Source organism: Methylobacterium sp. Gmos1 (assembly GCF_053764715.1).
This window is the reverse complement of sequence record NZ_JBSNCC010000013.1, coordinates 117,256-141,574: the sequence shown is the minus strand read 5'-3', so window position 1 is coordinate 141,574 and position 24,319 is coordinate 117,256. Positions and strand designations below refer to the sequence as shown.

The 24,319-nt window shown below is 71.4% G+C and carries 22 protein-coding genes; 19 read left to right on the top strand and 3 right to left on the bottom strand.

Features of this window, described 5'->3' with window-relative positions:
• Window positions 1–153: 153 nt before the first annotated feature.
• The 7 genes from ACS5PV_RS22600 (at window position 154) to ACS5PV_RS22570 (ending at window position 5,308) form a co-directional block, all read left to right on the top strand.
• Window positions 154–1,143, top strand: a complete 990-nt coding sequence (locus tag ACS5PV_RS22600) for an ABC transporter substrate-binding protein (RefSeq protein WP_455397583.1) — start codon at window positions 154–156, stop codon at window positions 1,141–1,143.
• Window positions 1,144–1,161: 18 nt separating this feature from the next.
• Window positions 1,162–1,896, top strand: a complete 735-nt coding sequence (locus ACS5PV_RS22595) for an ABC transporter permease (protein WP_455397582.1) — start codon at window positions 1,162–1,164, stop codon at window positions 1,894–1,896.
• A 22-nt stretch (window positions 1,897–1,918) separates the two neighbouring features.
• The gene (locus tag ACS5PV_RS22590) at window positions 1,919–2,677 is read left to right on the top strand and encodes an ATP-binding cassette domain-containing protein (RefSeq protein ID WP_455397581.1); all 759 of its coding nucleotides are present in this window, start codon (window positions 1,919–1,921) and stop codon (window positions 2,675–2,677) included.
• A 36-nt stretch (window positions 2,678–2,713) separates the two neighbouring features.
• Window positions 2,714–2,986, top strand: coding sequence for a hypothetical protein (locus tag ACS5PV_RS22585; protein WP_455397580.1), 273 nt, complete (start codon window positions 2,714–2,716; stop codon window positions 2,984–2,986).
• Window positions 2,987–3,328, top strand: coding sequence for a DUF6883 domain-containing protein (locus tag ACS5PV_RS22580; RefSeq protein ID WP_455397579.1), 342 nt, complete (start codon window positions 2,987–2,989; stop codon window positions 3,326–3,328).
• A gap of 142 nt (window positions 3,329–3,470) precedes the next feature.
• Complete coding sequence (locus ACS5PV_RS22575) at window positions 3,471–4,685, top strand: MFS transporter (RefSeq protein ID WP_455397618.1); 1,215 nt, start codon at window positions 3,471–3,473, stop codon at window positions 4,683–4,685.
• Window positions 4,686–5,029: 344 nt separating this feature from the next.
• The gene (locus ACS5PV_RS22570) at window positions 5,030–5,308 is read left to right on the top strand and encodes a hypothetical protein (protein WP_455397578.1); all 279 of its coding nucleotides are present in this window, start codon (window positions 5,030–5,032) and stop codon (window positions 5,306–5,308) included.
• 284 nt (window positions 5,309–5,592) lie between these two features.
• On the opposite strand, the gene ACS5PV_RS22565 is transcribed toward ACS5PV_RS22570, so the two are convergent.
• A complete protein-coding gene (locus ACS5PV_RS22565; protein ID WP_455397617.1) occupies window positions 5,593–7,245 on the bottom strand; it encodes an MFS transporter in 1,653 nt (550 codons plus the stop codon).
• 561 nt (window positions 7,246–7,806) lie between these two features.
• On the opposite strand from ACS5PV_RS22565, the gene ACS5PV_RS22560 reads away from it, so the two are divergent.
• The 6 genes from ACS5PV_RS22560 to ACS5PV_RS22535 all read left to right on the top strand — a co-directional run bounded on the left by ACS5PV_RS22560 (window position 7,807) and on the right by ACS5PV_RS22535 (window position 12,869).
• A complete protein-coding gene (locus ACS5PV_RS22560; RefSeq protein WP_455397577.1) occupies window positions 7,807–8,058 on the top strand; it encodes a hypothetical protein in 252 nt (83 codons plus the stop codon).
• A 332-nt stretch (window positions 8,059–8,390) separates the two neighbouring features.
• Complete coding sequence (locus tag ACS5PV_RS22555; RefSeq protein WP_455397576.1) at window positions 8,391–8,876, top strand: hypothetical protein; 486 nt, start codon at window positions 8,391–8,393, stop codon at window positions 8,874–8,876.
• A gap of 307 nt (window positions 8,877–9,183) precedes the next feature.
• Window positions 9,184–9,936 carry a sensor histidine kinase gene (locus tag ACS5PV_RS22550; protein ID WP_455397575.1) on the top strand — a complete coding sequence of 251 codons (753 nt, stop codon included), beginning with the start codon at window positions 9,184–9,186 and terminating at the stop codon, window positions 9,934–9,936.
• 62 nt (window positions 9,937–9,998) lie between these two features.
• Entirely contained in the window at window positions 9,999–11,504 is a 1,506-nt protein-coding gene (locus tag ACS5PV_RS22545; RefSeq protein WP_455397574.1) for an RAD55 family ATPase, read from the top strand.
• Between the two features lie 4 nt (window positions 11,505–11,508).
• Window positions 11,509–11,883, top strand: a complete 375-nt coding sequence (locus tag ACS5PV_RS22540; protein WP_455397573.1) for a response regulator — start codon at window positions 11,509–11,511, stop codon at window positions 11,881–11,883.
• 83 nt (window positions 11,884–11,966) lie between these two features.
• Window positions 11,967–12,869: a bifunctional helix-turn-helix transcriptional regulator/GNAT family N-acetyltransferase gene (locus ACS5PV_RS22535; protein ID WP_455397616.1), complete on the top strand. Its 903-nt coding sequence runs from the start codon at window positions 11,967–11,969 to the stop codon at window positions 12,867–12,869.
• A gap of 10 nt (window positions 12,870–12,879) precedes the next feature.
• Here the strand turns inward: ACS5PV_RS22535 and ACS5PV_RS22530 are convergent, their stop codons facing one another.
• Window positions 12,880–13,380: a CinA family protein gene (locus ACS5PV_RS22530; RefSeq protein ID WP_455397615.1), complete on the bottom strand. Its 501-nt coding sequence runs from the start codon at window positions 13,378–13,380 to the stop codon at window positions 12,880–12,882.
• Window positions 13,377–14,600, bottom strand: coding sequence for a bifunctional 2-C-methyl-D-erythritol 4-phosphate cytidylyltransferase/2-C-methyl-D-erythritol 2,4-cyclodiphosphate synthase (locus ACS5PV_RS22525; RefSeq protein WP_455397572.1), 1,224 nt, complete (start codon window positions 14,598–14,600; stop codon window positions 13,377–13,379). Before ACS5PV_RS22525 ends, ACS5PV_RS22530 begins: the two co-directional genes overlap by 4 nt.
• A 708-nt stretch (window positions 14,601–15,308) precedes the next feature.
• On the opposite strand from ACS5PV_RS22525, the gene dusB reads away from it, so the two are divergent.
• The 6 genes from dusB to ntrX all read left to right on the top strand — a co-directional run bounded on the left by dusB (window position 15,309) and on the right by ntrX (window position 24,211).
• A complete protein-coding gene (gene dusB / locus ACS5PV_RS22520; RefSeq protein WP_455397571.1) occupies window positions 15,309–16,406 on the top strand; it encodes a tRNA dihydrouridine synthase DusB in 1,098 nt (365 codons plus the stop codon).
• Window positions 16,403–17,557, top strand: coding sequence for a two-component system sensor histidine kinase NtrB (locus tag ACS5PV_RS22515; RefSeq protein ID WP_455397570.1), 1,155 nt, complete (start codon window positions 16,403–16,405; stop codon window positions 17,555–17,557). Before dusB ends, ACS5PV_RS22515 begins: the two co-directional genes overlap by 4 nt.
• 5 nt (window positions 17,558–17,562) lie before the next feature.
• Window positions 17,563–19,020, top strand: coding sequence for a nitrogen regulation protein NR(I) (ntrC, locus tag ACS5PV_RS22510; RefSeq protein WP_455397569.1), 1,458 nt, complete (start codon window positions 17,563–17,565; stop codon window positions 19,018–19,020).
• Window positions 19,021–19,896: 876 nt separating this feature from the next.
• Complete coding sequence (locus ACS5PV_RS22505) at window positions 19,897–20,286, top strand: MucR family transcriptional regulator (protein WP_455397568.1); 390 nt, start codon at window positions 19,897–19,899, stop codon at window positions 20,284–20,286.
• A 111-nt stretch (window positions 20,287–20,397) separates the two neighbouring features.
• Window positions 20,398–22,695 carry an ATP-binding protein gene (locus ACS5PV_RS22500; RefSeq protein WP_455397567.1) on the top strand — a complete coding sequence of 766 codons (2,298 nt, stop codon included), beginning with the start codon at window positions 20,398–20,400 and terminating at the stop codon, window positions 22,693–22,695.
• A 145-nt stretch (window positions 22,696–22,840) separates the two neighbouring features.
• Window positions 22,841–24,211, top strand: a complete 1,371-nt coding sequence (gene ntrX / locus ACS5PV_RS22495; protein WP_455397566.1) for a nitrogen assimilation response regulator NtrX — start codon at window positions 22,841–22,843, stop codon at window positions 24,209–24,211.
• The last annotated feature ends 108 nt before the right edge of the window (window positions 24,212–24,319 follow it).

Sequence of the window (24,319 nt, the reverse complement as noted above, 5' to 3'; positions counted from 1 at the left end):
GCGGCGGGTCCGCCCAGGGTGCGGCCTCGCAACCCCGGCGCGGGCGGTGGACGCCGCCGGCCGCGCCGCCTACCTCTCGGGGATGACGGCCGGCGACAGGGCCGCGTGGAACGGGCCGGGCAGAACCCGGGCAACGAACAGGGAGAGGCGCCCATGCTCTCACGGCGCGGATTGATGGCGGCGGCCGGGCTGTGGCCGATCGCGCAGCAGCTCCGCGCCGCCGAGGCGCCGGCCTCCCCGCTCAAGGTCGGGCTCCTGCCGTTCGGCACCGTCGCCTGGGAGGCGGCGGTCATCAAGGCGGAGGGGATCGACGCGGCGGAGGGGCTGGCCGTCGAAGGCGTGCGCCTCGCCGGCAGCGACGCCGCCCGCATCGCCTTCCAGGGCGGCCAGGTCGACACCATCGTGTCGGACCTGCTCTGGGCCGCGCGCCTGCGGGCTGAGGGGCGGGCGGTGAAGTTCCTGCCCTATTCCTCCACCGAGGGCGCCCTGATGGTGGCGGGCGACAGCCCCCTGCGCTCGGTCGCCGACCTCGCCGGCAAGCGCCTCGGGGTGGCGGGGGGCCCGCTCGACAAGAACTGGCTGCTGCTGCGGGCGCGGGCCCGCGAGAAGGACGGGCTCGACCTCGAGCGCGAGGCCAGACCCGTCTTCGGCGCACCACCGCTGCTGATGCGCAAGCTCGAATCGGGCGAGCTCGACGCCGCGCTCCTGTACTGGACCTTCTGCGCGCGGCTCGAGGCGCGGGGCTTCCGCCGCCTGATCAGTGCCGACGGCATCGCGGCGGCGTTCGGGATCGAAGGATCGATCGCGCTCCTCGGCTACGTCTTCGACGAGGCGCTGCTGCGGCGCGCGCCGCGTACCGTCGCGGGCTTTGCCCGCGCCTCGGCCCGGGCGAAGCGCGCGCTCGCCTCGGGGGAGGCGGCCTGGGCGCCGGTGCGCCCGCTGATGGCGGCGGAGGACGAGGCGACCTACGCCACGCTCAAGCGCGCCTTCCTGGAGGGCATCCCGCACCGGACGGCCGCCGCCGAGCAGAGCGACGCCGAACGCCTCTACGCGGTGCTGGCGCGGCTCGGCGGCGAGCGCCTGGTGGGCGCGGCCGCGACCCTGCCGGAGGGGCTGTACTGGGACGGCGGGCCGAATGGCTGAGCCGTCCCCGCCCGCCTGATGGCCCTCCTCGCCCGCCTCGGATCGGCCGCGCTCCTCCTCGTCGCCTGGTGGCTGGCGAGCCGCAGCACCGATCCCCGCACCCTGCCGTCGCCGGAGGCGGTGGCGGCGTTCGTGGCGCGGGAGGCGGCCTCGGGCGACCTCCTGCGCAACGTCGGCGTCACGCTCTGGCGGGTCGCGGCCTCGTTCTGCCTCGCGATGGCGACCGGGGCGGTGCTCGGCATCGCGCTCGGCCGCTCGCGGGCCGCCGACCGGCTCCTCGACACGCCGCTCATCGTGCTCCTCAACACCCCGGCGCTGGTCATCACCGTGCTGGCCTATATCTGGCTCGGGCTGACCGAGACCGCGGCGATCCTGGCGGTCGCGCTCAACAAGATGCCGAACGTCGCGGTGATCCTGCGCGAGGGCGCCCGCGGGCTCGATCCCGGCCTCGAGGAGATGGCCGCGGCCTTCCGCTACGACCGCCGCACCTGGATCCGCCACGTGCTCCTGCCCCAGCTCGTGCCCTTCGCGGTGGCCGCCGCGCGCTCCGGCATCTCGCTCGCCTGGAAGATCGTGCTGGTGGTCGAGCTGCTCGGCCGGCCCGACGGCGTCGGCTACGCCATCTCGTACTACTTCCAGCTCTTCGACGTCGCGGCGCTGATCGGCTACAGCCTCGTGTTCAGCGCCGTGATGCTGGCGGTCGACGCCCTGCTGCTCCAGCCCCTCGACGCCCATGCCCGCCGCTGGCGATAAAAAGACTCCCGCCGGCGGCAGGATGCCCGCCGCCGACCTGCGCCGGGAGGCGGCCACCCCGATCCTCACCCTGACGGTGCGCCGCAAGGTCTACCGCCCGGCCGGGTCGGAGCCGGTCGAGGCGGTGCGCGACCTGACCCTCTCGGTCCGGGCCGGCGAGGCCCTGTGCCTGATCGGCCCGTCGGGGGCGGGCAAGACCACCACCCTGCGCATCCTGCTCGGCCTCGACCGCGACTTCGAGGGCGACCTCGCCACCCGCCCCGATCTGCGCATCGCCATGGTTTTTCAGGAGCCGCGGCTCCTGCCCTGGCGAACGGTCGAGGAGAACGTGCGCCTGTCCCTGCCGCGGGCCGAGCGCGGGCGGTCCCTCGACGCGCTGTTCGAGGAACTCGGGCTCGGCCCCTGGCGCGGGCGCTATCCCCGGGCCTTGTCGCTCGGCATGGCCCGGCGGGTGGCGCTCGCCCGCGCGCTCGCCCTGGCGCCCGGCCTCCTCGTCCTCGACGAGCCCTTCGTCTCCCTCGACGACGCGGCGGCGGCGTCCTTGCGCGCAGCGGTGTTCGGCAGCGCGGCCGCCCGCGGCGCGGCGGTGCTGATGGTGACCCACAACGTGCCCGAGGCGCTCGCGGTGGCCGACCGGCTGCTGCTGCTCTCCGGCCGCCCGGCGAGCCTGGTGGCGGAGGTGCCGGTCCGCACGCCCAAGGCCGAGCGCGGCCGGGACTGGGTCGAGGCGACGCGGCGCGACCTCGCGGCGAAGCATCCGGAGACGGTGGCGGAGGGGTGAGCCGCCTTGCGCGCGAGAGCGGAACGACTACGTTCCTTGTCGAAACTCGCCGATACCATCATGCCCGCACCCGCACACAAAGCCTTCGCCGAGGACCGGGCGCTCTTCAGCCCGACGGAACTCGATGTCGTGACGTTGAAGACCCCCGCCATGAGCGATGACGGGGCACTGGTGCCGGCTGGCGCGACGGGAACGATCGTTGCGGTCTACGGTAACGCCGCTGCGTTCGGGGTCGAGTTCGAAATCCCCATTCACGCAATCGCGACGGTCTACCCGCAGCAGATCGGATCGTACCGGCGAGCCGGGTAGGTGCCTCCGGGCTTTCGCGAGCCTCCGGACTTCGTCATCCCCTTCCGGAAGCTCACTCACTACCTCCTGTACGCGGATGGGGCGGCGCCCGCGAAGGCGAAGTTCTTCATTGGGCACGGCTTCCATCGGAAGGCGCCGACCGAGTTGGCGCAAGCCCTCTGGCGACACGCCACGCCGGCGAATTACACGGCGACGCGCCTCGTCCCATTCGGACGAAACCTCGTGTTCGAGGGCCCGATACGTACGCCGAACGACACCAAACCGTCCATTCTATCCGTATGGCATATCCCCGGCGATGATCCGCAAGGCGTTGCCAGATTCGTGACGGCATATCCTTCCTGAGCCGGCGCACGGAAGCGGAAGCGTCGCCCCGCACAACGGGGCAGGGGGTTGCGCGTGAATCGCTCCTCGCACGTCTCCCCGCCTGCTACAGCCTCCCGTCAACGATAACAGACCCGAGGAAACGCCCGTGCCGACCCCCGCGATGCCCGCCGACGGGCTCGATTCCGCCGCCGCCTGGCGCCGCCTCGTCGTCTCCGTGCTGCTGACCACCATCGGGGGCGTCGGCATGTGGTCGGTGGTGGTGGTGCTGCCCGCCGTGCAGGCGGAGTTCGGCGCCGCCCGGGGGGCCGCCGCCTTGCCCTACACCCTCACCATGGTCGGCTTCGCCTTCGGCGGCGTGCTGATGGGGCGGCTCGCCGACCGGTTCGGCATCCTGGCGCCGCTGGTGCTCGGCGGGGTGTGCCTCTGCCTCGGCTACGGCGCCACCGCGCTCTCGACGAGCCTGTGGCAGTTCGCGCTCGCGCACGGGATCCTGATCGGTCTCCTCGGCTCCTCGGCCGCCTTCGGGCCCCTGATGGCCGACATCTCGCTGTGGTTCGCGCGCCGGCGCGGCATCGCGGTCTCGGTCTGCGCCGCGGGCAACTACCTCGCCGGCACGATCTGGCCGCCGCTCGTCCAGCACGCGGTGTCGGCCTGGGGCTGGCGCGCCACGCAAGCCGGCATCGGCCTGTTCTGCCTCGCCACCATGCTGCCGCTGGCGCTCCTGATGCGCCGGCGCCCGCCGGTCGCGACGGTGGAGCGGGGCGGCGCCCGGGGGGCGGGCGGCACGCTCGGCCTGCCGCCGAACGTGCTCCAGGGCGTGCTCGTGGTCGCGGGGCTGGCCTGCTGCGTCGCCATGTCGATGCCGCAGGTCCACATCGTCGCCTATTGCGGCGACCTCGGCTACGGCGTCGCCCGCGGCGCCGAGATGCTGTCCCTGATGCTCGGCTTCGGCATCGTCAGCCGGGTGGCGTCGGGCTTCCTCGCCGACCGGATCGGCGGGCTGCCGACGCTGCTGGTCGGCTCGGTGCTCCAGGGCGTGGCGCTGATGCTCTACCTCGCCTTCGACGGGCTGACCTCGCTCTACGTGATCTCGGCCCTGTTCGGCCTGTTCCAGGGCGGCATCGTGCCGGCCTACGCGATCATCGTGCGCGAGCTTTTTCCGGCGAGCGAGGCCGGCGGCCGGGTCGGCATCGTCATCATGGCGACCCTGTTCGGGATGGCGCTCGGCGGCTGGCTCTCGGGCGTGATCTTCGACCTCACCGGCTCCTATGCGGCGGCCTTCGCCAACGGCGTCGGCTGGAACCTGCTCAACGTCGCCATCAGCCTGTGGCTGGTGCAGCGCCGGGCCGGGCAGGGGCGGGCGCTGCCGGCCTGACGACAGGCCGAGCTCGAAGTCGAAGGCCGGCGCGGCCGGGCTCGTCTGCACGATACTGCGGCAGGAACCCGCCCGCACTTCGCTCGTTTCAAGTCCCTGGCAGTCCTTGAGGGACGGAGTACCAATCGAGGGCCGATTCGACGCGGCCGCTCCGGCAGTTCCCCCGCCGTGGTGCGAAATGTCACCGCGGCGTCGCACCCGCGTGTTTACCGTTTTCGCAACGGGCACGCTTGTGCGACGCAACTCTTCGGGCGCTCGCGACTTATCCATGGCAAGAGAGAGCGGTCCAGAGCCACTTCGCCGGACGTTGCCGCTCGGCATTCAAACCGATGGGATCACCGACCATGCGTGCGCGTCCCTGCGCCCGACTGCCCCTGTTCGCCCGCCTGGCGGTCTGCCTGGCCGTCCTGGCCACGGCCGGCGCCCCGCTTAGCGCGAGCGCCGCCCCCGCGGTCGACAAGGCGCCGAAGGCCGGAGCGGGCGCCACCCGCGACGTGTCCGCCACCGCGAGCGTCACGGCCCCGGCGGCGGAGGCCGACGACGCCCAGTGCTCGACCTCGCGCAGGAAGCTCTTCGTCGACGGCGAGGGCTGGATCGTGCGGCGGGTGACGACCTGCCGGTGATCGGCCGGCAGCGGTGAACGGTGGGGCCCGTCTCGATGAGGCGGGCCGTTTTCGTTCGGGAAGCGACCTGTCCGGGAACGAAGTCCGGCTCGCCCCCGGTGTGTTTCACGCGACGATTGCGGCAGCTCCCCGCGTCATCCCGCGGCCGTGAAAGCGGAACCCGGGATGACATCGAGGACGGGGACGGCGCCGGCCCGATTCGTCCATCGCCCCGAAAACGAGGAAGGGGGCGCCCGCAGCCTCGCCGCGGGCGCCCCCTTCGCGCGTCAAGCCATTCCCGCTTGTCAGTGCGCGGCGGTATCCCGCTCGTCGAAGATGTCCCGGTCCTTGGTCTCGGGCACCAGCAGCAGGCCGAGCACGAAGGTCATCAGCGCGATGACGATCGGGTACCAGAGGCCGTAATAGATGTCGCCGGTCTGGGCCACCATCGCGAAGGCGGTGGCGGGCAGAAGGCCGCCGAACCAGCCGTTGCCGATGTGGTAGGGCAGGGACATCGAGGTGTAGCGAATCCGGGTCGGGAAGAGCTCGACCAGGGCCGCGGCGATCGGGCCGTAGACCATCGTGACGAAGAGCACGAGGACGAACAGCAGCCCGATCACCCCGGCGACCTGCGGCCGGAAGATGTCGAACGGGTTCGACATCTTCACCACCTGGGAATCGCCGGCCTTCGGGTAGCCCGCCGCCTGGAGCGCCGAGGCCGCCGCCTTGTTGAACTCCGCCGCAGGCGCGCCTGCCGCGAACGGGACCTCGGTGCCGTTGATCCGCACCACCGTCGGCTGGCCGGCCGGACCGGCCTCGGTCGCGTAGCGCACCGAGGACTTGGCGAGGTAGTCGCGGGCGAGGTCGCAGGGCGCCGAGAACACCCTTGTGCCGACGGGGTTGAATAGGCTGCCGCACTGGGCCGGATCGGCCACCACCGTCACCTTGACGGTCTCGATCGCCTTCTCGAGGGCGGGGTTCGCCAGCGTGGTGATCTGCTTGAACACCGGGAAGAAGCTCAACGCCGCGATCAGGCAGCCGGCCAGGATGATCGGCTTGCGGCCGATCTTGTCCGAGAGCCAGCCGAACACCACGAAGAAGCCGGTGCCGAGAAGCAGCGCCCAGGCGATCAGGAGGTTGGCGGTATAGCCGTCGACCTTCAGGATCGATTGCAGGAAGAACAGGGCGTAGAACTGACCGGTATACCAGACCACGCCCTGGCCGGCGACGAGGCCGAGCAGCGCGATGAGCGCGATCTTGGCGTTGCGCCACTGGCCGAAGGCCTCGGTGAGCGGCGCCTTCGAGGTCTTGCCCTCGTCCTTCATGCGCTGGAAGGCGGGCGACTCGCTGAGTTGCAGCCGGATCCAGAGCGAGATGCCCAGCAGCAGCACCGAGACCAGGAACGGGATGCGCCAGCCCCACTCGGCGAAGGCCGCTTCACCCGTGAAGGTCCGCACCGCCAGGATCACCACGAGCGACAGGAACAGGCCGAGCGTCGCCGTGGTCTGGATCCAGCTGGTGTAGAAGCCGCGCCGGCCGTGCGGCGCGTGCTCGGCGACGTAGGTCGCCGCACCGCCATACTCGCCGCCGAGCGCGAGCCCTTGCGCGAGGCGCAGGATGATCAGGATGATCGGCGCCGCGATGCCGATCTGCGAGGCGTTGGGCAGGATGCCGACGATGAAGGTCGACAGGCCCATGATCAGGATGGTGACGAGGAAGGTGTACTTGCGCCCGACGATGTCGCCGACGCGCCCGAACACCAGGGCGCCGAACGGCCGCACCAGGAAGCCCGCCGCGAAGGCGAGCAGCGCGAAGATGTCCCGGGTCGCCGGGGGATAGGACGAGAAGAACTGCGCGCCGATGATGCCGGCGAGCGAGCCGTAGAGGTAGAAGTCGTACCACTCGAACACGGTGCCGAGGGAGGAGGCCAGGATGACCTTCTTCTCCTCCCGCGTCATCGGGCGCGCGGCATCGCCGGCGGTCCCGAGGGCGGCTGAGCTTGCCATGGGGTGTTCCTCCTGTGAGGGCGTTTCCATCGAGAACGGCACGCGTCGCCCGCGCGAATCTTCGCCGCGTCGGGATCGTCGCGCTTCAGGTGAACCGGGTGTGCGGCGGCGCCTGTCGCCGGGCAGGGGGATTGAAACCGCCCGCTCGCACGTGATCCGCCGCTGACACGAATCGTTAAGCCAGCCGGCCTTCGTGGCCCATCCGACAATTCGTCGTGAGACTTAGGTCGTGAGACTTCCGTCGGGGGGCCGGCGAGAATCGGCTTGACCACGCGAATGACCGCGGAGGGCCATCACAACCACCGCCGCGACGGGTTGCAGCCCCGAGCCTGCATCGGCGCGCAAGACCTCGAAGCCGTGGCCCGAAGGCTACGCTCACGACGCTGCTCATAGTAGCTAGCTTTTTTGATTGCATCAAATCAAGGCGGCACACCCGCTTTCGCTCGAACCATTCTCAGTCTCGGCCGTTCCTCTCTTCCGATTCTGGCAATACCGAATGAGGGAGACGCTAACATGCGCAAATTGGTGTTTGCCGCCGCAACGACTACCGTGCTGCTGGTTTCAGGTGCTCCCGGCTTTGCCCAAGGTATCCGGATCGGGCCTGGCGGCGTGGAGGTCGATGATGGACGAGGTTATCGCGAAGAACGCGATGAGCGCCGCTACCGCCGCATGTGTCGGGAACTTCGTGACCGTTGCGAGAACCGTGATATGTACGGGGAGGAAGGGCAGGGTAACTGTCGTCGCTATCGCCGCACGTGCGGTTAAGCGGCGATCATTTCTCGCTCAAAGTTTCCGTCTGTCAGGTCTTCAGTCTATATCAAAATGATTACGGTCATTTTGACTGTATGATCGTGGCGATGATTTACGATAACTCAGATCATGCGTGTTCGAGTGCCAGGAAAAATCTGCTGTCGTCCCATGTTTCGGTCCAGATAGCGGAATGACTGCCTGGGAATCGCAAGCGAGGTCGCCCGATCACTCCGGTGGACGTCTTCCAAGTCTCCGCACTCTGCCACGGCTGGTGCAGGTCTCGCGCGGGAACGAGGATGGCACCCCGGCATTGAACCTGAGCCAGTGCCGGGAGCCGGGAAGACACCATGCGTCGCGACCTGATCGTCCTCACCCTCGCCGCCACCCTGGTGGGCGCCGGCGCCGAGGCGCAGCCGTTGCGCGGCCCCGGAGCCGCGGGGCAGGGCGGGCACGCCCACCTCGCACCGAGCCGTCAGGGCCGCGCCGCCGTCTACGACGTGCGCGGGCGCCTCGGCCGGGGCGGGACGTTCTCGGGTCGGGATGTCCGGGGCCGCCGGTTCGCCGCCTATGGCGGCACCACCTTCGCGGGTCCCCTCGGCATCTACGGGGCGAACGGCGTACTGGAGCCCGGCCTCGTCGCCGAGCCGTACTTCAAGCTGCCGCGCCCGAGCGAGCTCGTGCCCTCGGCCTGGGGCGAGGGCACCTATGGCGTCCCGACCGTCGCCGGCATCCCGCCCCAGCCGAAGGCCGATCCGGTGCTCTACGTCATCAACGGCGGCGAGCGGCAGGTCGGCGGGGCCCGGGTGATCTCGGTCCAGGCGCCGCGGCGGTAAGGGGATTGCCGCGGCGGTAAGGGGATTGCCGCGGCGGTAAGGGGATTGCCGCGGCGGTAGAACGCAGGAACAGGCACAGCCTGACCTGCCAAGCGCGGCCGTGGCCGCTCGCCTGTCCGGCCGCGATTTGTTATGTCATCGGCGTGATGCCGACCCCGCCCCCCGCGCCGCCGCCGCGGAACCGGATTCCCGATCGCCGGAGCGCCGCCTGCCTCGGGCGATCGGCCGCATGAGCGCGTCGCCGAGTCCGCGCGCCGGCGACGCCCCCGATCCGGCCCAAGAAGATCCGGCCCAAGAAGCTGCGTCTATGGAGGCAGCTGCGTCCCTGGAGGCCGCATGCCTGCGCCGCGAGGTCGCCGCCTTGCGCCGGGCGCTCGCCGAGCGCGACGCGTTCCTGGCCGGCGTCGCGCACGAGTTGCGCAACCCGATGACCCCGATCCTCGGCCAGGTCGAGCGCCTGCTCGCCGCCGCCGCGCGCGAGGCGCCGGAGGGACGGGTGGCGCAAGGGCTGGCGCAGCTGCGCTGGCTCGTCGAGCGCTACGTCCGCCGGGCAACCACGCTCCTCGACGTCTCCCGGGTCCAGACCGGGCAGCTTGCGCTCCTCGCCGCCCCCGTGCCGCTGGCCGAGGTGGTGGAGGAGGTGGTGGCGGCGCTCGCACCGATGGCGGCCCATGCCGGCAGCACGATCGCGGTCGCGGTGCCGGGCGACCTGGTGCTCTCCTGCGAGCGCCTCGCCCTCGACCAGATCCTCGACAACCTCGTCACCAACGCGATCAAGTACGGCGACGGCGGCGCGATCACGGTCTCAGGGGTCCGGGACGGGACGGTGGCGCGGATCCGGGTGAGCGACCGGGGCATCGGCATCCCGCACGCCGACCAGGCCCGCATCTTCGAGCGCTTCGAGCGGGCGGTGGGCGACCCGAGCCTGGCGCCGACCGGCTTCGGGGTCGGCCTGTGGCTGGTGCGCCACCTCGCCGAGGCGATGGGCGGCGCCGTCACCCTCGACAGCCGCCCTGGCGACGGTGCGACCTTCACGGTAACGCTTCCCCTTCACGGCTGAGCGACCGCAGCAGCTAAAGAGCACGGCGAGAGAGCACAGGAATGACCGGGGCAGGACCCAGCATGGAACAGGCCGGTGCCTACGGAGAACTGGAGCGGGTTCCGACTGGGATCGCCGGCCTCGACGACATCCTCGGCGGCGGGCTGTTTCGCGGCGGCGTCTACATCGTCCAGGGTACGCCGGGCGCGGGCAAGACCATCTTCGGCAACCACGCCTGCTACACCCATGCGGGAACCTCGCCCGAACACCGCGCGCTCTACGTCACGCTGCTGGCCGAGAGCCATGCGCGGATGCTCGGCCACATCGCGCCGCTCGGCTTCTTCCGGGCCGGGCTGATCCCCGACCGGATCACCTACTTGAGCGCCTTCCGCACCCTGCAGGACGAGGGGCTGTCCGGCCTCCTGACCCTGCTGCGCCGGGAGATGGCCGCCCGCGAGGCGAGCCTCTTGGTCCTCGACGGGCTGGTGGCGGCGGAGGAGACCGCGGCCTCGGCCCTCGAGTTCAAGACCTTCATCCACGAATTGCAGACCCAGGCCGCCGCGACCGGCGCCACCGCGCTCCTCCTCACCAGCGCCTCGGCCGGAATCGACCTGGTGGCGGCCGAGCACACGATGGTCGACGGACTCATCGTCCTGTCGAGCCGGCTGACCGGGTGGCGGGCCGAGCGCGAGCTGGAGGTGCGCAAGTTCCGCGGCAGCGGCTTCCTGCGCGGGCGCCACGCCTTCCGCATCACCGACGATGGGATCCGGGTGTTTCCGCGCATCGAGGCACGGTTGCGGCTGCCGAGCCGGCGCGACCACGTCGAGGGCGCGGCCCTCACCACCGGCTCGCTTGCTCTCGACGCGATGCTCGGCGGCGGCCTGCCGCACGATTCCACCACTCTCGTCGGCGGCCCGGCCGGCATCGGCAAGACGACGCTCGGCCTCCAGTTCCTCGGCGCCGATCCGGGGGCGCCGGGCCTGCTCTGCGGCTTCTACGAGAGCGAGGCGGCGCTCCGCGCCAAGGCCCGGGCGCTCGGCCTGCCGGTCGCCGAGATGATCGAGGCCGGCCGGGTCGAGGTGCTGTGGCAGCCCGCCACCGAGGGGCTGATCGACGAGATCTGCACCGATCTCCTCGCGAATATCCGGAACCGAGGGGTCCGGCGCGTGTTCATCGACGGTCTGGACGCGATGTGCCGGATCGCAGGGGATCAGGACCGGATCGTCCGCATCTTCGCCGCCCTCACGGCGGAGTTCAGGGCGTTGGGCGTGACCGCGATGTACACCCGGGAGACCGACCTGCGCGGCACCTTCCTCGATGCCCCCTCCGGCGCCCCCTCCCTGCGGCAGACCTCGAGCGTCGCCGAGAACATCGTGCTGATGCGCTCCTGCGTCCTGCGCTCGGGCGTCCACCGGCTGATCGCCGTCGCCAAGGCCCGGGATGCCCGGATCGATCCTCGGCTCCGCGTCTTCGACATCCGGTCGGGCGGCCCGGATGGCCGTTCCGGCGGCCTGGCGATCGACGACGGCCCCGAGCGCGCCGAGGCGATCCTGGCCGACCGCGACGCCGCGGGACGCGGCGGGGAATAGGCCGGTGGCGACGGTGCTCATCGTGGACGACGAGTTCGGCATCGCCGAGTTGCTGGACGCCGTCCTCTCCGACGACGGCCACACGGTGGTCACCGCCGCCAACGGGCGGCAGGGCCTCGCCCGCGTCGCGGCCGGCCGGCCCGACCTGATCTTCCTCGACTTCATGATGCCGGTGATGGACGGGCCCGCCATGCTGGCCGCCCTCAAGGCCGACCCGGAGACCCGCGGGATCCCGGTCGTGCTGATGAGCTCGATGCCGGAGCACACCGTGCGGGAGCGCGCCTCCGGCCATGCCGCCTTCCTGCGCAAGCCGTTCCGGCTCCGGCAGGTGCACGATCTCGTGGCGGCCCTGCTGGCGCAACGACCCGATAATAGTTGACTGAGTCAATTAATTCGACGATCCTGCCACCCTGGAGAGCGGGAGGCGGGCTCGTGACGCGCGCAGATGCAGTCGATGCCGCGATGGTCGCGGCGGTGCGGGCCTTCGGCCGGTTCTACACCCGGCAGATCGGCCTCCTGGAGGAGGGGCTGCACCGCAGCGCCTTCTCGCTCACCGAGGCGCGGGTGCTCTACGAGCTCGCCCATCGCGACCGCCTGACCGCCTCGGTCCTCGGCCAGGATCTCGGCCTCGATGCCGGCTATCTCAGCCGCCTGCTCAAGCGCTTCGAGGAGCAGGGCCTCCTGACCCGCCGGACCGCCGCGGGCGACGGGCGGCGCCAGGTCCTCGCCCTGACGCCGGAGGGGCAGGCCGCCTTCGCGCCGCTGGACGAGGCCTCGCGGGCCGAGGTCGAGGCGCTGCTGGGGCGGCTCGATCCCACCGACCGGACGGCCCTCGTCGGCGCGATGGCGCGGATGCGCCGCCTGCTCGGGGATCCGCCGGAGGACGGCGCCGCGACCCTGCGCGACCTGAAGCCCGGCGATATCGGCTGGATCACCCACCGCCAGGGCGTGCTCTACGCTGAGGAATACGGCTTCGACCTCACCTTCGAGGCCCTGGTCGCCGAGATCCTGGCCGGGTTCGTCCGCGACCGCGATCCGGCGCGGGCCGGGGCCTGGATCGCCGAGCAAGCGGGCGAGGTGGTCGGCAGCGTCTTCCTGGCACCCGCCTCCGAGACGGTGGGCAAGCTGCGCCTGCTCTACGTCGAGCCCGCCATCCGCGGCCAGGGTCTCGGCCGGCGCCTCACCGCCTCCTGTATCGCCGGCGCCCGGGAACGCGGCTACCGGCAGCTGACGCTCTGGACCAACGACGTGCTGGGCGCCGCCCGGCGGATCTACGCCGAGGCGGGTTTCCGCCTGGTCGAGAGTGCCCCGCACCGGTCCTTCGGGCAGGACCTGGTCGGGGAGACCTGGATGCTGGACCTGTGAGGCGAACGCCTCACACCTTCTCCAGCCCCATCTCCAGGAAGCCGAGCGCGTCCTCGACGGCGCAGCGCCGGACCTCGGAGCGGCCGAGGTCGCCGTAGCGGCGCTCGATGTGCCGGGTCGCCCGGCCGGCGGCGACGAGGCCGAAATGGACGAGGCCCACCGGCTTCGCCGGGGTCGCGCCGCCCGGCCCCGCGATGCCCGTGATGGCGAGCGCCACGTCGGCGCGGGAATGGGCGAGCGCGCCCTCGGCCATCGCGCGGGCCACCGGCTCGCTCACCGCGCCGTGGGCCGAGATCAGGTTGAAGTCGACGCCGAGGATCTCGGCCTTGGCCTCGTTCGAGTAGGTGACGAAGCCGCGCTCCACCACCAGCGAGGAGCCCGCCACCTCGGTGAGCAGGGCGGCGACGAGGCCGCCGGTGCAGGATTCGGCGGTGACGAGGCGGGCCTGGCGCTCGCGATAGGCGGCGATCAGCACGCTCGCGCGGGTGATGAGGGCGGCATCGAACATCAGGCGCGCGCCTCCGGCAGGCGGATCGTGGCGGCGGCCTGGGCGGCGAGGCCCTCAGCCCGGCCGACGAAGCCGAGCTTCTCCGTCGTGGTCGCCTTAATCGAGACCGCCGAGAGCGGCACGCCGGCGATCTCGGCGATCCGGGCGCGGATCGCCTCGCGGTGGGCGCCGATGCGGGGCGCCTCGGCCAGCACCGTGATGTCGAGGTGGTCGATCACCCCGCCGCGCTCGGCCACCCGGCGCACCGCGTCGGCGAGGAACTGGTCGGAGGAGGCGCCGCGCCAGCGGGGATCGCTCGGCGGGAAGTGCACGCCGATGTCGCCGTCGGCGAGCGCGCCGAGGATCGCGTCGGTCAGCGCGTGCAGCACCACGTCGCCGTCCGAATGGGCGAGCACGCCGCGGTCGGCCGGGATGCGCACGCCGCCGAGCCACACGTGGTCGCCCTCGGTGAAGGCGTGCACGTCGAAGCCGGTGCCGAGGCGGGTCAGGAGGGTCATGGCGGAATCGCTCTCGGAGGGGGGCGTGAAGGCGCGGTCCGCCTCGACGAGGTCGGCGGCCTGGGTGATCTTGCGATTGCGCAGGTCTCCGGGGAAGACCGCCACCGGCAGGCCGGCCCATTCGGCGAGCGCCCCGTCGTCGGTGAAGCCGTCGAGGCCTTCCGCCGCGGCCCGCCCATGCGCCTCGGCGAGGAGCGCGAAGCGGAACGCCTGCGGGGTCTGCACCGCGCGCAAGTCCTCGCGCTTGGGGGTCTCGCGCACCCGGCCGTCCGGCTCGACCACCTTGATCGTGTCGCTCACCGGCACGCCCGGCACCGCGGCGCCGTGGTGCCCGGCGGCCGCGATCGCCCGGTCGATCAGGCCCGCATCGACGAAGGGGCGGGCGGCGTCGTGCACCAGCACCAGGTCGGGCGCGCCCGCGCGGGCCAGCGCCTCGAGCCCGGCCCGGACCGAGGCCTGCCGCGTCGCGCCGCCCTCGACCGGGCGGGCGAGCTTGTCGCGCGCCGCCGGCTCGAGGTCGTCCAGGCACTCGCCGTAGAAGGCGGCGGCATCAGTGGCGATCACCACCTGGATCCGCGTGACGCCCGGATGGGCGGCCAGCGCCGCCAGGGTCCGGGTCAGGACGGCCTGGCCGCCGACGCGGCGATACTGCTTGGGCGTGTCGCCGCCGACGCGGATGCCGCGCCCCGCGGCGACGACCACCGCGGCGATCTGGGGAAGTGTCAAAGAGGTCGCTCCCGGAATGCCCGCTCCTTAGCGGCGGCGGTCCCGCGAGGCAAATGCACCAGGGGAAGAGCGGTGCCGCGTGGGAAGGAGAGGAGGGTGGGGCCTGCGGGACGTGTCGGGACCTGCTGCGGCGAGATCGGGATCCGGGGTTGCGCATGGTGCATGACCCGACATCCTCCTCGCATTTGTCCAGTACAAGGAAGTCGCGGGATCCCCTCTCCCGTGTGGGAGAGGGGTAGGGGCGATCGGAGATCGCGCAGGGTGACACGCTCCCGTGTAAAGCTCTGAGCGCCGTGCTGGTAGCTCGACGTTCAGTGCTTGATCCTGAAGCGCGTCAACGTCACCCCTAACCCCTCTCCCACACGGGAGAGGGGAACGCGCTCGACTTGCATGATCCAGAGATGCACGTGAGGATCTTCATGCAGGTCTCGGTTCGAATAGCGCCAATCCATATCAGCCAAGAAGGACGGTTGCCGATCCACCCGGCACCCCATCCCGCAGCGCAGCAAAGCCCGCCCGCCGCCGCTTCCATTCCGCCGCGATGCCCCGCTATCCTGACTCGCACAGGCCCGAATCGACGCGAGAACGCCACTGCGCCGGGCCGACCGGCCCGAACGGGGCCACCCACCAGCCAATTCGCGGGCAATTCGGGGATCGGGGCCCGAACGCGCTTGCGTATGAGCGGGTTTTGGCTATTTGCTGTGCACAATGACGACTGACCATTATTTGAGCGTCGAGGCACCGGGGGCCGGGCCGGCAGCGCTGCCAAGGGGATCGATGTCGGCCGGGCATCCGCGGCCGCGCGGGGCGCCGCCGGCACCGCTGTCGGGCGTGCACGGGGCGCTGCTCGCGCCTCTGTCCGGCGTCACCGACCTGCACATGCGCCGCATCGCCCGCCGGTTGGGGGCCACCGCGACCGTGTCCGAGATGGTGGCGGCGGAGGATTTCGCCCGCGGCACCGAGGAGGCGCGCCTGCGCGCCGAGGGCGAGGGCGTGCTACCCCACGTGGTCCAGCTCGCCGGCTGCGACCCGCGCTGGATGGCGGAAGGCGCGCGGCTGGCCGAGGCCAACGGCGCCGACGTGATCGACGTCAACATGGGCTGCCCGGCCAAGGCCGTGACCGGCGGCCAGGCCGGCTCGGCCTTGATGCGCGACCTCGACCATGCCGAGCGCCTGCTCGCCGCGGTGCGGGACGCCGTGTCGGTGCCGGTCACCGTCAAGATGCGGCTCGGCTGGGACGACGCCACCCGCAACGCCCCCGACCTGGCGCGCCGGGCCGAACGGCTCGGCTACGCCGCCGTCACGGTGCACGGCCGCACCCGGCAGCAATTCTACACCGGCCGCGCCGACTGGGCGGCGATCCGCACTGTCCGCGAGGCGGTCGCGATCCCGGTCGTCGCCAACGGCGACGTGGCGAGCCTCGACGACGCCCGGACCTGCCTGGAGGCATCCGGCGCCGACGCGGTGATGATCGGGCGCGCGGCGGTCGGGCGGCCCTGGCTCGTCGCCGCGGTCGCGGCGGGGCTCGCCGGAGTGGCCTTCGCGGAGCCCGACGCCGCCGCGCGGGCGGAGCTCGCGGCCGAGCATTACGACGGGCTGATCGCCCTCTACGGCGTCCGGATGGGCGTGCGCCACGCCCGCAAGCACCTGGCGGCCTACGCCGACCATGCCGGCGGATTGTCCGCCCCCGAGCGGGCCCGGCTTCTCACCACCACCGACCCGGCCGAGGCCGCGCGGCTGCTGCGCCGCGCCTTCGAGGCACCGGCCGCGAGACAGGCCGCACGACCCGAACATCAGGCCGCATGAGGATGAGCGATGCCCCCCCTGCCGCCCGCACCCGGAAGGCGTCGCCGATGAGCGCCCCGACGAGCGAGATGATCATCAACGCCCTGCCGCTGCCCGTCCTGACCATCGGTCCGGACGAGCGCATCCTCCAGGTCAACATGGCGGCGGAGCACTTCTTCGACTACTCGCGCCGGATGATGCAGCGCCAGCGCCTGCGCGACATCATCCCGTTCTCCTCGCCGATCATCGCGCTGGTCAACGAGGTGCGAAGGCGCCGGGCCAGCGTCAGCGAGTACCGGGTGGAGCTGGCCTCGCCGCGCACCGGGGTCGAGCGCAGCGTCGACGTGTTCGCGACCCATCTCGACGACGACCTCGTGGTGCTGATGCTCCAGGAGCGCACCATCGCCGACAAGATGAACCGCCAGCTCACCCATCGCGGCGCCGCCCGCTCGATGGTGGCGCTCGGCGCGATGCTGGCCCACGAGATCAAGAACCCGCTCGCCGGCATCCGCGGTGCGGCCCAGCTCCTGGAGCAGTCGGCCGCCGAGGACGACCGGCTGCTCACCCGGCTGATCTGCGACGAATCCGACCGCATCGTGCGCATCGTCGAGCGGATGGAGCTCTTCGGCGACGAGCGCCCGGTCGAGCGCGGCCCGGTCAACGTCCACGGCGTCCTCGACCAGGTGAAGCGCTCGGCCCAGTCGGGATTCGCCCGCCACATCCGCTTCGTCGAGAACTACGACCCCTCGCTGCCGCCGGTCCTCGGCAACCGCGACCAGCTGATCCAGGTCATCCTCAACCTCGTCAAGAACGCGGCGGAAGCGATCGGCGCCGACGCGGTCGACGGCGAGATCATCCTCTCGACCGCCTTCCGCACCGGGCTTCGCCTCCAGGTGCCGGGCTCGCGCGAGCGCGTCAGCCTGCCGATCGAGGTCGCGGTGCGCGACAACGGCCCCGGCGTCTCGGCCGAGCTCCTGCCGGACCTGTTCGACCCCTTCGTCACCACCAAGGCGCAAGGGTCGGGCCTCGGCCTCGCGCTGGTCGCCAAGATCGTCGGCGACCACGGCGGCATCGTCGAGTGCGATCCGGCCCCCCGCCGCACCACCTTCCGCGTCCTCCTGCCGATGTCGCATTCCCGCGACGGGCGCGAATCCTCCGCCGAGACCGAGTGAGCGCCATGCCGAACGGACACATCATCGTGGCGGACGACGACGCCGCCATCCGCACCGTGCTCAACCAGGCCCTGTCGCGCGCCGGCTACGAGGTCCGCTCGACCGGCAACGCCGCCACCCTGTGGCGCTGGGTGGCGCAAGGGGAGGGCGACCTCGTCATCACCGACGTGGTGATGCCCGACGAGAACGCCTTCGACCTCCTGCCGCGGATCAAGCGGGTGCGGCCGGACCTGCCGATCATCGTGATGAGCGCGCAGAACACCTTCATGACGGCGATCCGGGCGTCGGAGCGCGGCGCCTACGAGTACCTGCCGAAGCCCTTCGACCTGAAGGAGCTGACCGCGATCGTCGGCCGCGCCCTGTCGCGCCCGCGCGGCGCCGCGGCGGCGGGCGCGCCCCCTGAGAACGAGGACATCCCGCTCGTCGGCCGCTCGCCGGCGATGCAGGAGATCTACCGCTCGCTCGCCCGCCTGATGCCGACCGACCTCACCGTGATGATCACGGGCGAGTCCGGCACCGGCAAGGAGCTGGTGGCCCGCGCGCTGCACGATTACGGGCGACGCCGCGCGGGACCGTTCGTGCCGGTCAACATGGCGGCGATTCCCCGCGACCTCATCGAATCCGAATTGTTCGGCCACGAGAAGGGCGCCTTCACCGGCGCCACCGCGCGCTCGGCCGGCCGCTTCGAGCAGGCCGAGGGCGGGACGCTCTTCCTCGACGAGATCGGCGACATGCCGATGGAGGCCCAGACCCGGCTCCTGCGCGTCCTCCAGCAGGGCGAGTACACCACCGTCGGCGGCCGGGTGCCGATCAAGACCAACGTCCGCATCATCGCGGCGACGAACAAGGACCTGCGCGTCTCGATCCAGCAGGGGATCTTTCGCGAGGACCTGTTCTTCCGCCTCAACGTCGTGCCGCTGCGCCTGCCGGCGCTGCGCGAGCGTTCCGAGGACGTGCCGGACCTCGTGCGCCACTTCTTCGTCCTGGTCGAGCGCGAGGGCCTGACGCGCAAGCAGCTCGACGGCGACGCGATGGAGAAGCTCAAGCGCTACCGCTGGCCCGGCAACGTGCGCGAGCTCGAGAACCTGGTGCGGCGCCTCGCGGCGCTCTACCCGCAGGAGACGATCACCGGCCCGGTGATCGAGGCCGAGCTCGACACCCTGCCGCTCTCCGCGCCTGCGCAGGGCGGGACGGGGCGCAAGGGGAACGGGGAGGCGGAAGGCCTGTCGGCGGCGGTGGAGCGGCACCTGTCGGAGTATTTCTCCGGCTATCGGGACACCCTGCCGCCGCCCGGGCTCTACCACCGGGTGCTGCGCGAGATCGAGGGCCCGCTGATCGGCGCCGCGCTCGCGGCGACCCGCGGCAACCAGATCCGCGCCGCCGAGTTGCTGGGGGTGAACCGGAACACCCTGCGCAAGAAGGTCCGCGACCTCGACCTCCAGGTTTTCCGGACCCCGCGCTGACGTTGCGGACCCCGCGCCGCGGGGTCCGCCCCGGCGCCGGAACGGGTACGCCGCCGAATGACGGGCTCGCCCCGACGCGGCATTCCGACGCATTCGGTCACCGTGCCCCGCATGCGAGGCTGTGCGACGGGATAATCCGGCAAGACCGGAGGACGGACGGGCTTTCCTGGCCCGTTTTTGGTCTCGCGCGCATCGCGCCCTCCCGACTCCCGAAACGCCGGAAAACCGTGCCGACCCGGCATCGACGACACTGGAGCCATGGTTCCGGCGCCGCACCGCACAGTGAAGTGCGGTTGTCTGCCTCGTCATCAGACACAACCAAAAGTCGAAAACGCACCTCCTGCCGGCCGAACATCCGACCTTGACTTGCGAAGACATCGCGCGATCGTGGATCGGAATGCCTGTGACTGACTTCCCAGCGGCACATCCCGGTTTCGACCGGTCACGGCCCGCCGCGACAGTCGAGGACCGGGCGCCTGGATTGGATCTCTGCGGGAGGGACAATCGGCCCGCAACGTATCGGAGCGTTGTTTTTATCAATTATTAAGTGAAGACCGGAACGCCTCGACGGTCCGCCGGACGCCGCGCGTCGCACCCTCGCATGCGCCGTCAACGCCATGATCGGCAAGGTTTTTTCCGATCCGTCCATCACCCGCCGGGTGCCCTGTCCCGAGGCCTTTCCCACCGCACCGGCGCCGAGGACTGACCTTGGGAAATCGGGCAGACCTAATGCAGTGGCGCCTCTTGTGTTGATAGAGACACCTTGCAGTTGACGGAGACTGGCGTAACATCCATCACCTGTGACGGGGGCCGCACTACTCGAGGACCGCAATGAGCTCAGCAGACCACGTCGAAACGCCTCAGATGATCGGCCTGGTGTCCGATATTGTGTCGGCCTACGTGTCGAACAACAGCGTGCCGGTGGGCGAGCTGTCGAGCCTGATCCGCAGCGTCCACGAGGCGATCGCCCGGCTCGGCTCGGCCGTCCCGGCGGAGCCCGAGCGGCTGACCCCGCCGGTGCCGATCAAGAAGACCGTCTCGCCCGACTACCTGATCAGCCTCGAGGACGGGCGCCGGTACCGGACGCTGAAGCGCCACCTCGCCGGGCGCGGGCTCACCCCCGAGCAGTACCGCCAGAAGTGGGGCCTGCCGCCGGACTACCCGATGGTCGCCGCCAACTATGCCGCCCAGCGCTCCGAGCTCGCCAAGAGCATCGGGCTCGGCCAGAAGCCGGTCGTCCGCCGCCCGCGCTCGAACGCCGCCTGACGACCCGACGCGGGGCCGCTCCCGGGCCGGACGGCGCGACCGCCGGCCCCGATTGCCGCCGCGCCGGCATCCGTATTAATTTCGCCACACTGTAGTGGCCTTGCACCACGGATGCTGTTCACACGTCGCCCCCGGGCTCCAGCGCCCCCCTCCGGCGCGGCCGGCCACCCCTCCCGGCCGGTCCCGCCCGGACCGGCCCAGGACGCCGCGCCGCGGGGTCCGGGCTGGTTCGGGGCGCTCGCGGTCATCGTCGCCCTGGCCCTGGCGCTCGCCACCTTCCTGATCCTGGTCGGCGCCACCGCGATCACCCCGACCCACACGGTGGTGGTGGCGCTGCTGCTCAGCAACGTCGCCCTGGTGCTGCTGCTCGTCGTGGTCATCGCCTGGGAGGCGCGGGTCTTCCTGCGCGCCCGGCGCACCAACGCCGCGGCCGCCCGACTCCACACCCGCATCGTCGGCCTGTTCAGCCTGATCGCGACCCTGCCGACGGTGCTGCTCGCCGTGGTGGCGTCGATCACGCTCGAGCGCGGCCTGTCGCCCTGGTTCTCCGACCGGATGCGCAACGTCGTGCTGATGTCGGTCGACGTGGCGGACGCCTACCTGACCAACCAGTGCCAGAGCCTCGCCCGCGAGGCCCGCATCCTCTCCGACGACCTCACCCGGGCGCGCCCCGCCTTCGACGTCGAGCGGGCCTGGTTCGAGAACTTCCTCACCGCGCGCGCCGCCTCGCTCGGCCTGCCGATCGCCCGGATCATGCGCTCGCCGACCGAGACCGTGGCGCGGGCCAACATCGACATCCTCAAGGACCCGCCGCTGCCGTCCGCCAGCGACTTCGAGGAGGCGGCGAAATCCGCCGACGCCACCTGCCTCCTGCCGCGGGAGGGGCGGGTGTTCGGCACGCTGATGAAGCTGCCGGCCTACGACGACGCCTTCCTGCTCGTCGAGCGCGAGGTGACGCGGCTCGCGGTCGAGTTCCCGGGCGTGTCGCGGGCCGCCGCGACCGAGTTCCTGACCATCGATGCCGGGCGGCGCAGCGTGCAGATCGCCTTCGCGACGATGTTCGCGCTGATCGCGCTCATCGCGCTGCTGTCGGCGGTGTGGTTCGGGCTCAACTTCGCCAACCGCTTCGTGGTGCCGATCCGCCGGCTGATCAACGCCGCCGACCAGGTCGCGTCCGGCAACTACTACGCCCAGGTCCCGTTCCGGAAGACGGAAGGCGACCTCCAGCACCTGGGCGAGAGCTTCAACAAGATGACCCAGGAGCTCAGCCGCCAGCGCGCCACCCTGATCGAGCAGAGCGAGCAGATCGACAGCCGACGCCGCTTCACCGAGGCGGTGCTGGCCGGGGTGCCGGCGGGCGTGATCGGCGTCGACGGGCGCGGGGTCATCACCATCGCCAACCCGTCCGCCGAGCGGATGCTCGGGCGCTCCGTCGCCGACCTCGTCGGCGAGCCGCTGGAGGCGGTGATGCCGGAATTCGGCGGCCTGCCGGGGGATTCCCGCGCCCGCCCGACCCAGCAGCAGATCCAGATCGCCCGCAACGGCCGCGAGCGCACCATCGACGTGCGCACCACGAGCGAGCAGTCGCCGGACGGCGACCGCGGCTACGTCGTCACCCTCGACGACATCACCGACCTCGTGACCGCGCAGCGTACCTCGGCCTGGGCCGACGTCGCCCGCCGCATCGCCCACGAGATCAAGAACCCGCTGACCCCGATCCAGCTCTCGGCCGAGCGCATCCGGCGCAAGTACGGAAAGGTCATCACCGCCGACAAGGAGGTGTTCGAGCAGTGCGTCGCCACGATCGTGCGCCAGGTCGACGACATCAAGCGGATGGTGGACGAGTTCTCGTCCTTCGCCCGGATGCCGAAGCCCGCGATCGCCCGCAACGACCTGACCGAGATCGTCAAGCAGAACATGTTCATGATGCGGGTGGCCCATCCCGACGTGACCTTCACGCTGGAGGAGGGCGCGACCCGCGTCAGCGCTGCCTTCGACACGCGGCTCCTGTCGCAGGCGATCACCAACATCCTCAAGAACGCCGTCGAGGCGGTGCAGGCGGTGCCCGAGGACGTGCGGGGGGAGAGCCTGATCGCGGTGCGCCTCTACGAGGAGGGCGAGGCCGCGGTGATCGAGATCACCGATACCGGCAAGGGATTCCCCCAGGAAGGGCGCCAGCGGCTGCTCGAACCCTATATGACCACCCGCGAGGGGGGCACGGGCCTCGGATTGGCGATCGTGAGCAAGGTCTTGGAAGAGCACGGCGGCGGCATCGAGCTGAACGACAACCCGCGCGGGCGCGGCGGGCAGGTGCGGATGCGGGTCCTGCGCGAGGTGCAGCGCGACGCGCCGCCGGCCGCCGGCGCCGGACGGCCCGCGCGGGAGACCGCCCCGGAGCCGGCCGCGTGAGGCGGCCCGCTCCCTGCCGGGACCGGCGCCTTCCGTCCGGCCCTGTCCGTCACAGCCATCATCGTCACAGCCGAATTCGTCATAGCACCGGGTGCCGCGGAGCCGTCAGGACCGCCGCCCGCGTCGCGGGGAGGCCCGAGAAGCCATGAGCGCCGACATTCTGATCGTCGATGACGAGGCCGACATCCGCGAGCTCGTCGCCGGCATCCTCGACGACGAGGGCCACCGCACCCGCACCGCCGGCTCCTCGGACGAGGCCCTGGCGGCGATCGAGGCGCGCCGGCCGCACCTCGTCTTCCTCGACATCTGGCTCCAGGGCTCGCGCCTCGACGGGCTCCAGGTGCTCGACGTGATCAAGGCCCAGGCCCCGGACCTGCCGGTGGTGATGATCTCGGGCCACGGCAACATCGAGACCGCGGTCTCGGCGATCAAGGCGGGCGCCTACGACTTCATCGAGAAGCCGTTCAAGGCCGACCGGCTGATCCTGGTCGCCGAGCGGGCGCTCGAGGCCTCGCGCCTCAAGCGCGAGGTGCGCGACCTGAAAGCCCGCTCGGGCCAGGCGAGCCGCATCGTCGGCGCCTCGGTGGCGGCCAACCAGCTGCGCCAGACCGTCGAGCGCGTCGCCCCCACCAACGCCCGGGTGATGATCTCGGGCGCGCCGGGCTCGGGCAAGGAATTGTCGGCCCGCACCATCCACGCCGCCTCGTCGCGGGCGAACGGGCCCTTCGTGGTGATCAACGCCGCGACCATCACCCCCGACACGATGGAGGCCGAGCTGTTCGGCGTCGAGGCGGCCGACGGCAAGCCGCGGCGCGTCGGGGCGCTCGAGGAGGCCCATGGCGGCAGCCTCTACATCGACGAGGTCGCGGACATGCCGCGCGAGACCCAGAACCGCATCCTGCGGGTCCTCGTCGACCAGAACTTCCAGCGCGTCGGCGGCACCACCCGGGTCCATGTCGACGTGCGGATCATCTCGTCGTCGTCGCGCGACCTGGCGGAGGAAATCGCCGGCGGGCGCTTCCGCGAGGACCTGTTCCATCGCCTCAGCGTGGTGCCGATCCGCATCCCCTCGCTCGCCGAGCGGCGCGAGGACGTGCCGGAGCTGATCGCGTTCTTCATGGAGCAGATCTCGGCCGCCACCGGCCTGCCGCAAAGGCGCATCGCCGCCGACGCGATGGCGGTGCTGCAATCGCACGACTGGCCCGGCAACGTCCGCCAGCTGCGCAACAACGTCGAGCGGCTGATGATCCTGACGCAGGGGGATCCCGAGACGGAAGTCACGACCGAGATGCTGCCGAGCGAGGTCGGCGCGCTCGTGCCCACCACCCCGAGCGGCGCCGGCGGCGAGAAGCTGATGAGCCTGGCGCTGCGCGAGGCGCGCGAGATCTTCGAGCGCGAGTACCTGGTGGCGCAGATCGCCCGCTTCTCCGGCAACATCTCCCGCACCGCCGAGTTCATCGGCATGGAGCGCTCGGCCCTGCACCGGAAGCTCAAGTCGCTGGGCATCGGCGCGTAACCGGGGGGCGGCTCAGGACCGCGCATGTGTTAGTGCCAAGCCCGGGCCGTTCTGCTACGGTCGCCTGTGGCCGGAGCGCGACAGGATCGCGGGCACGGCCGGTCGCGG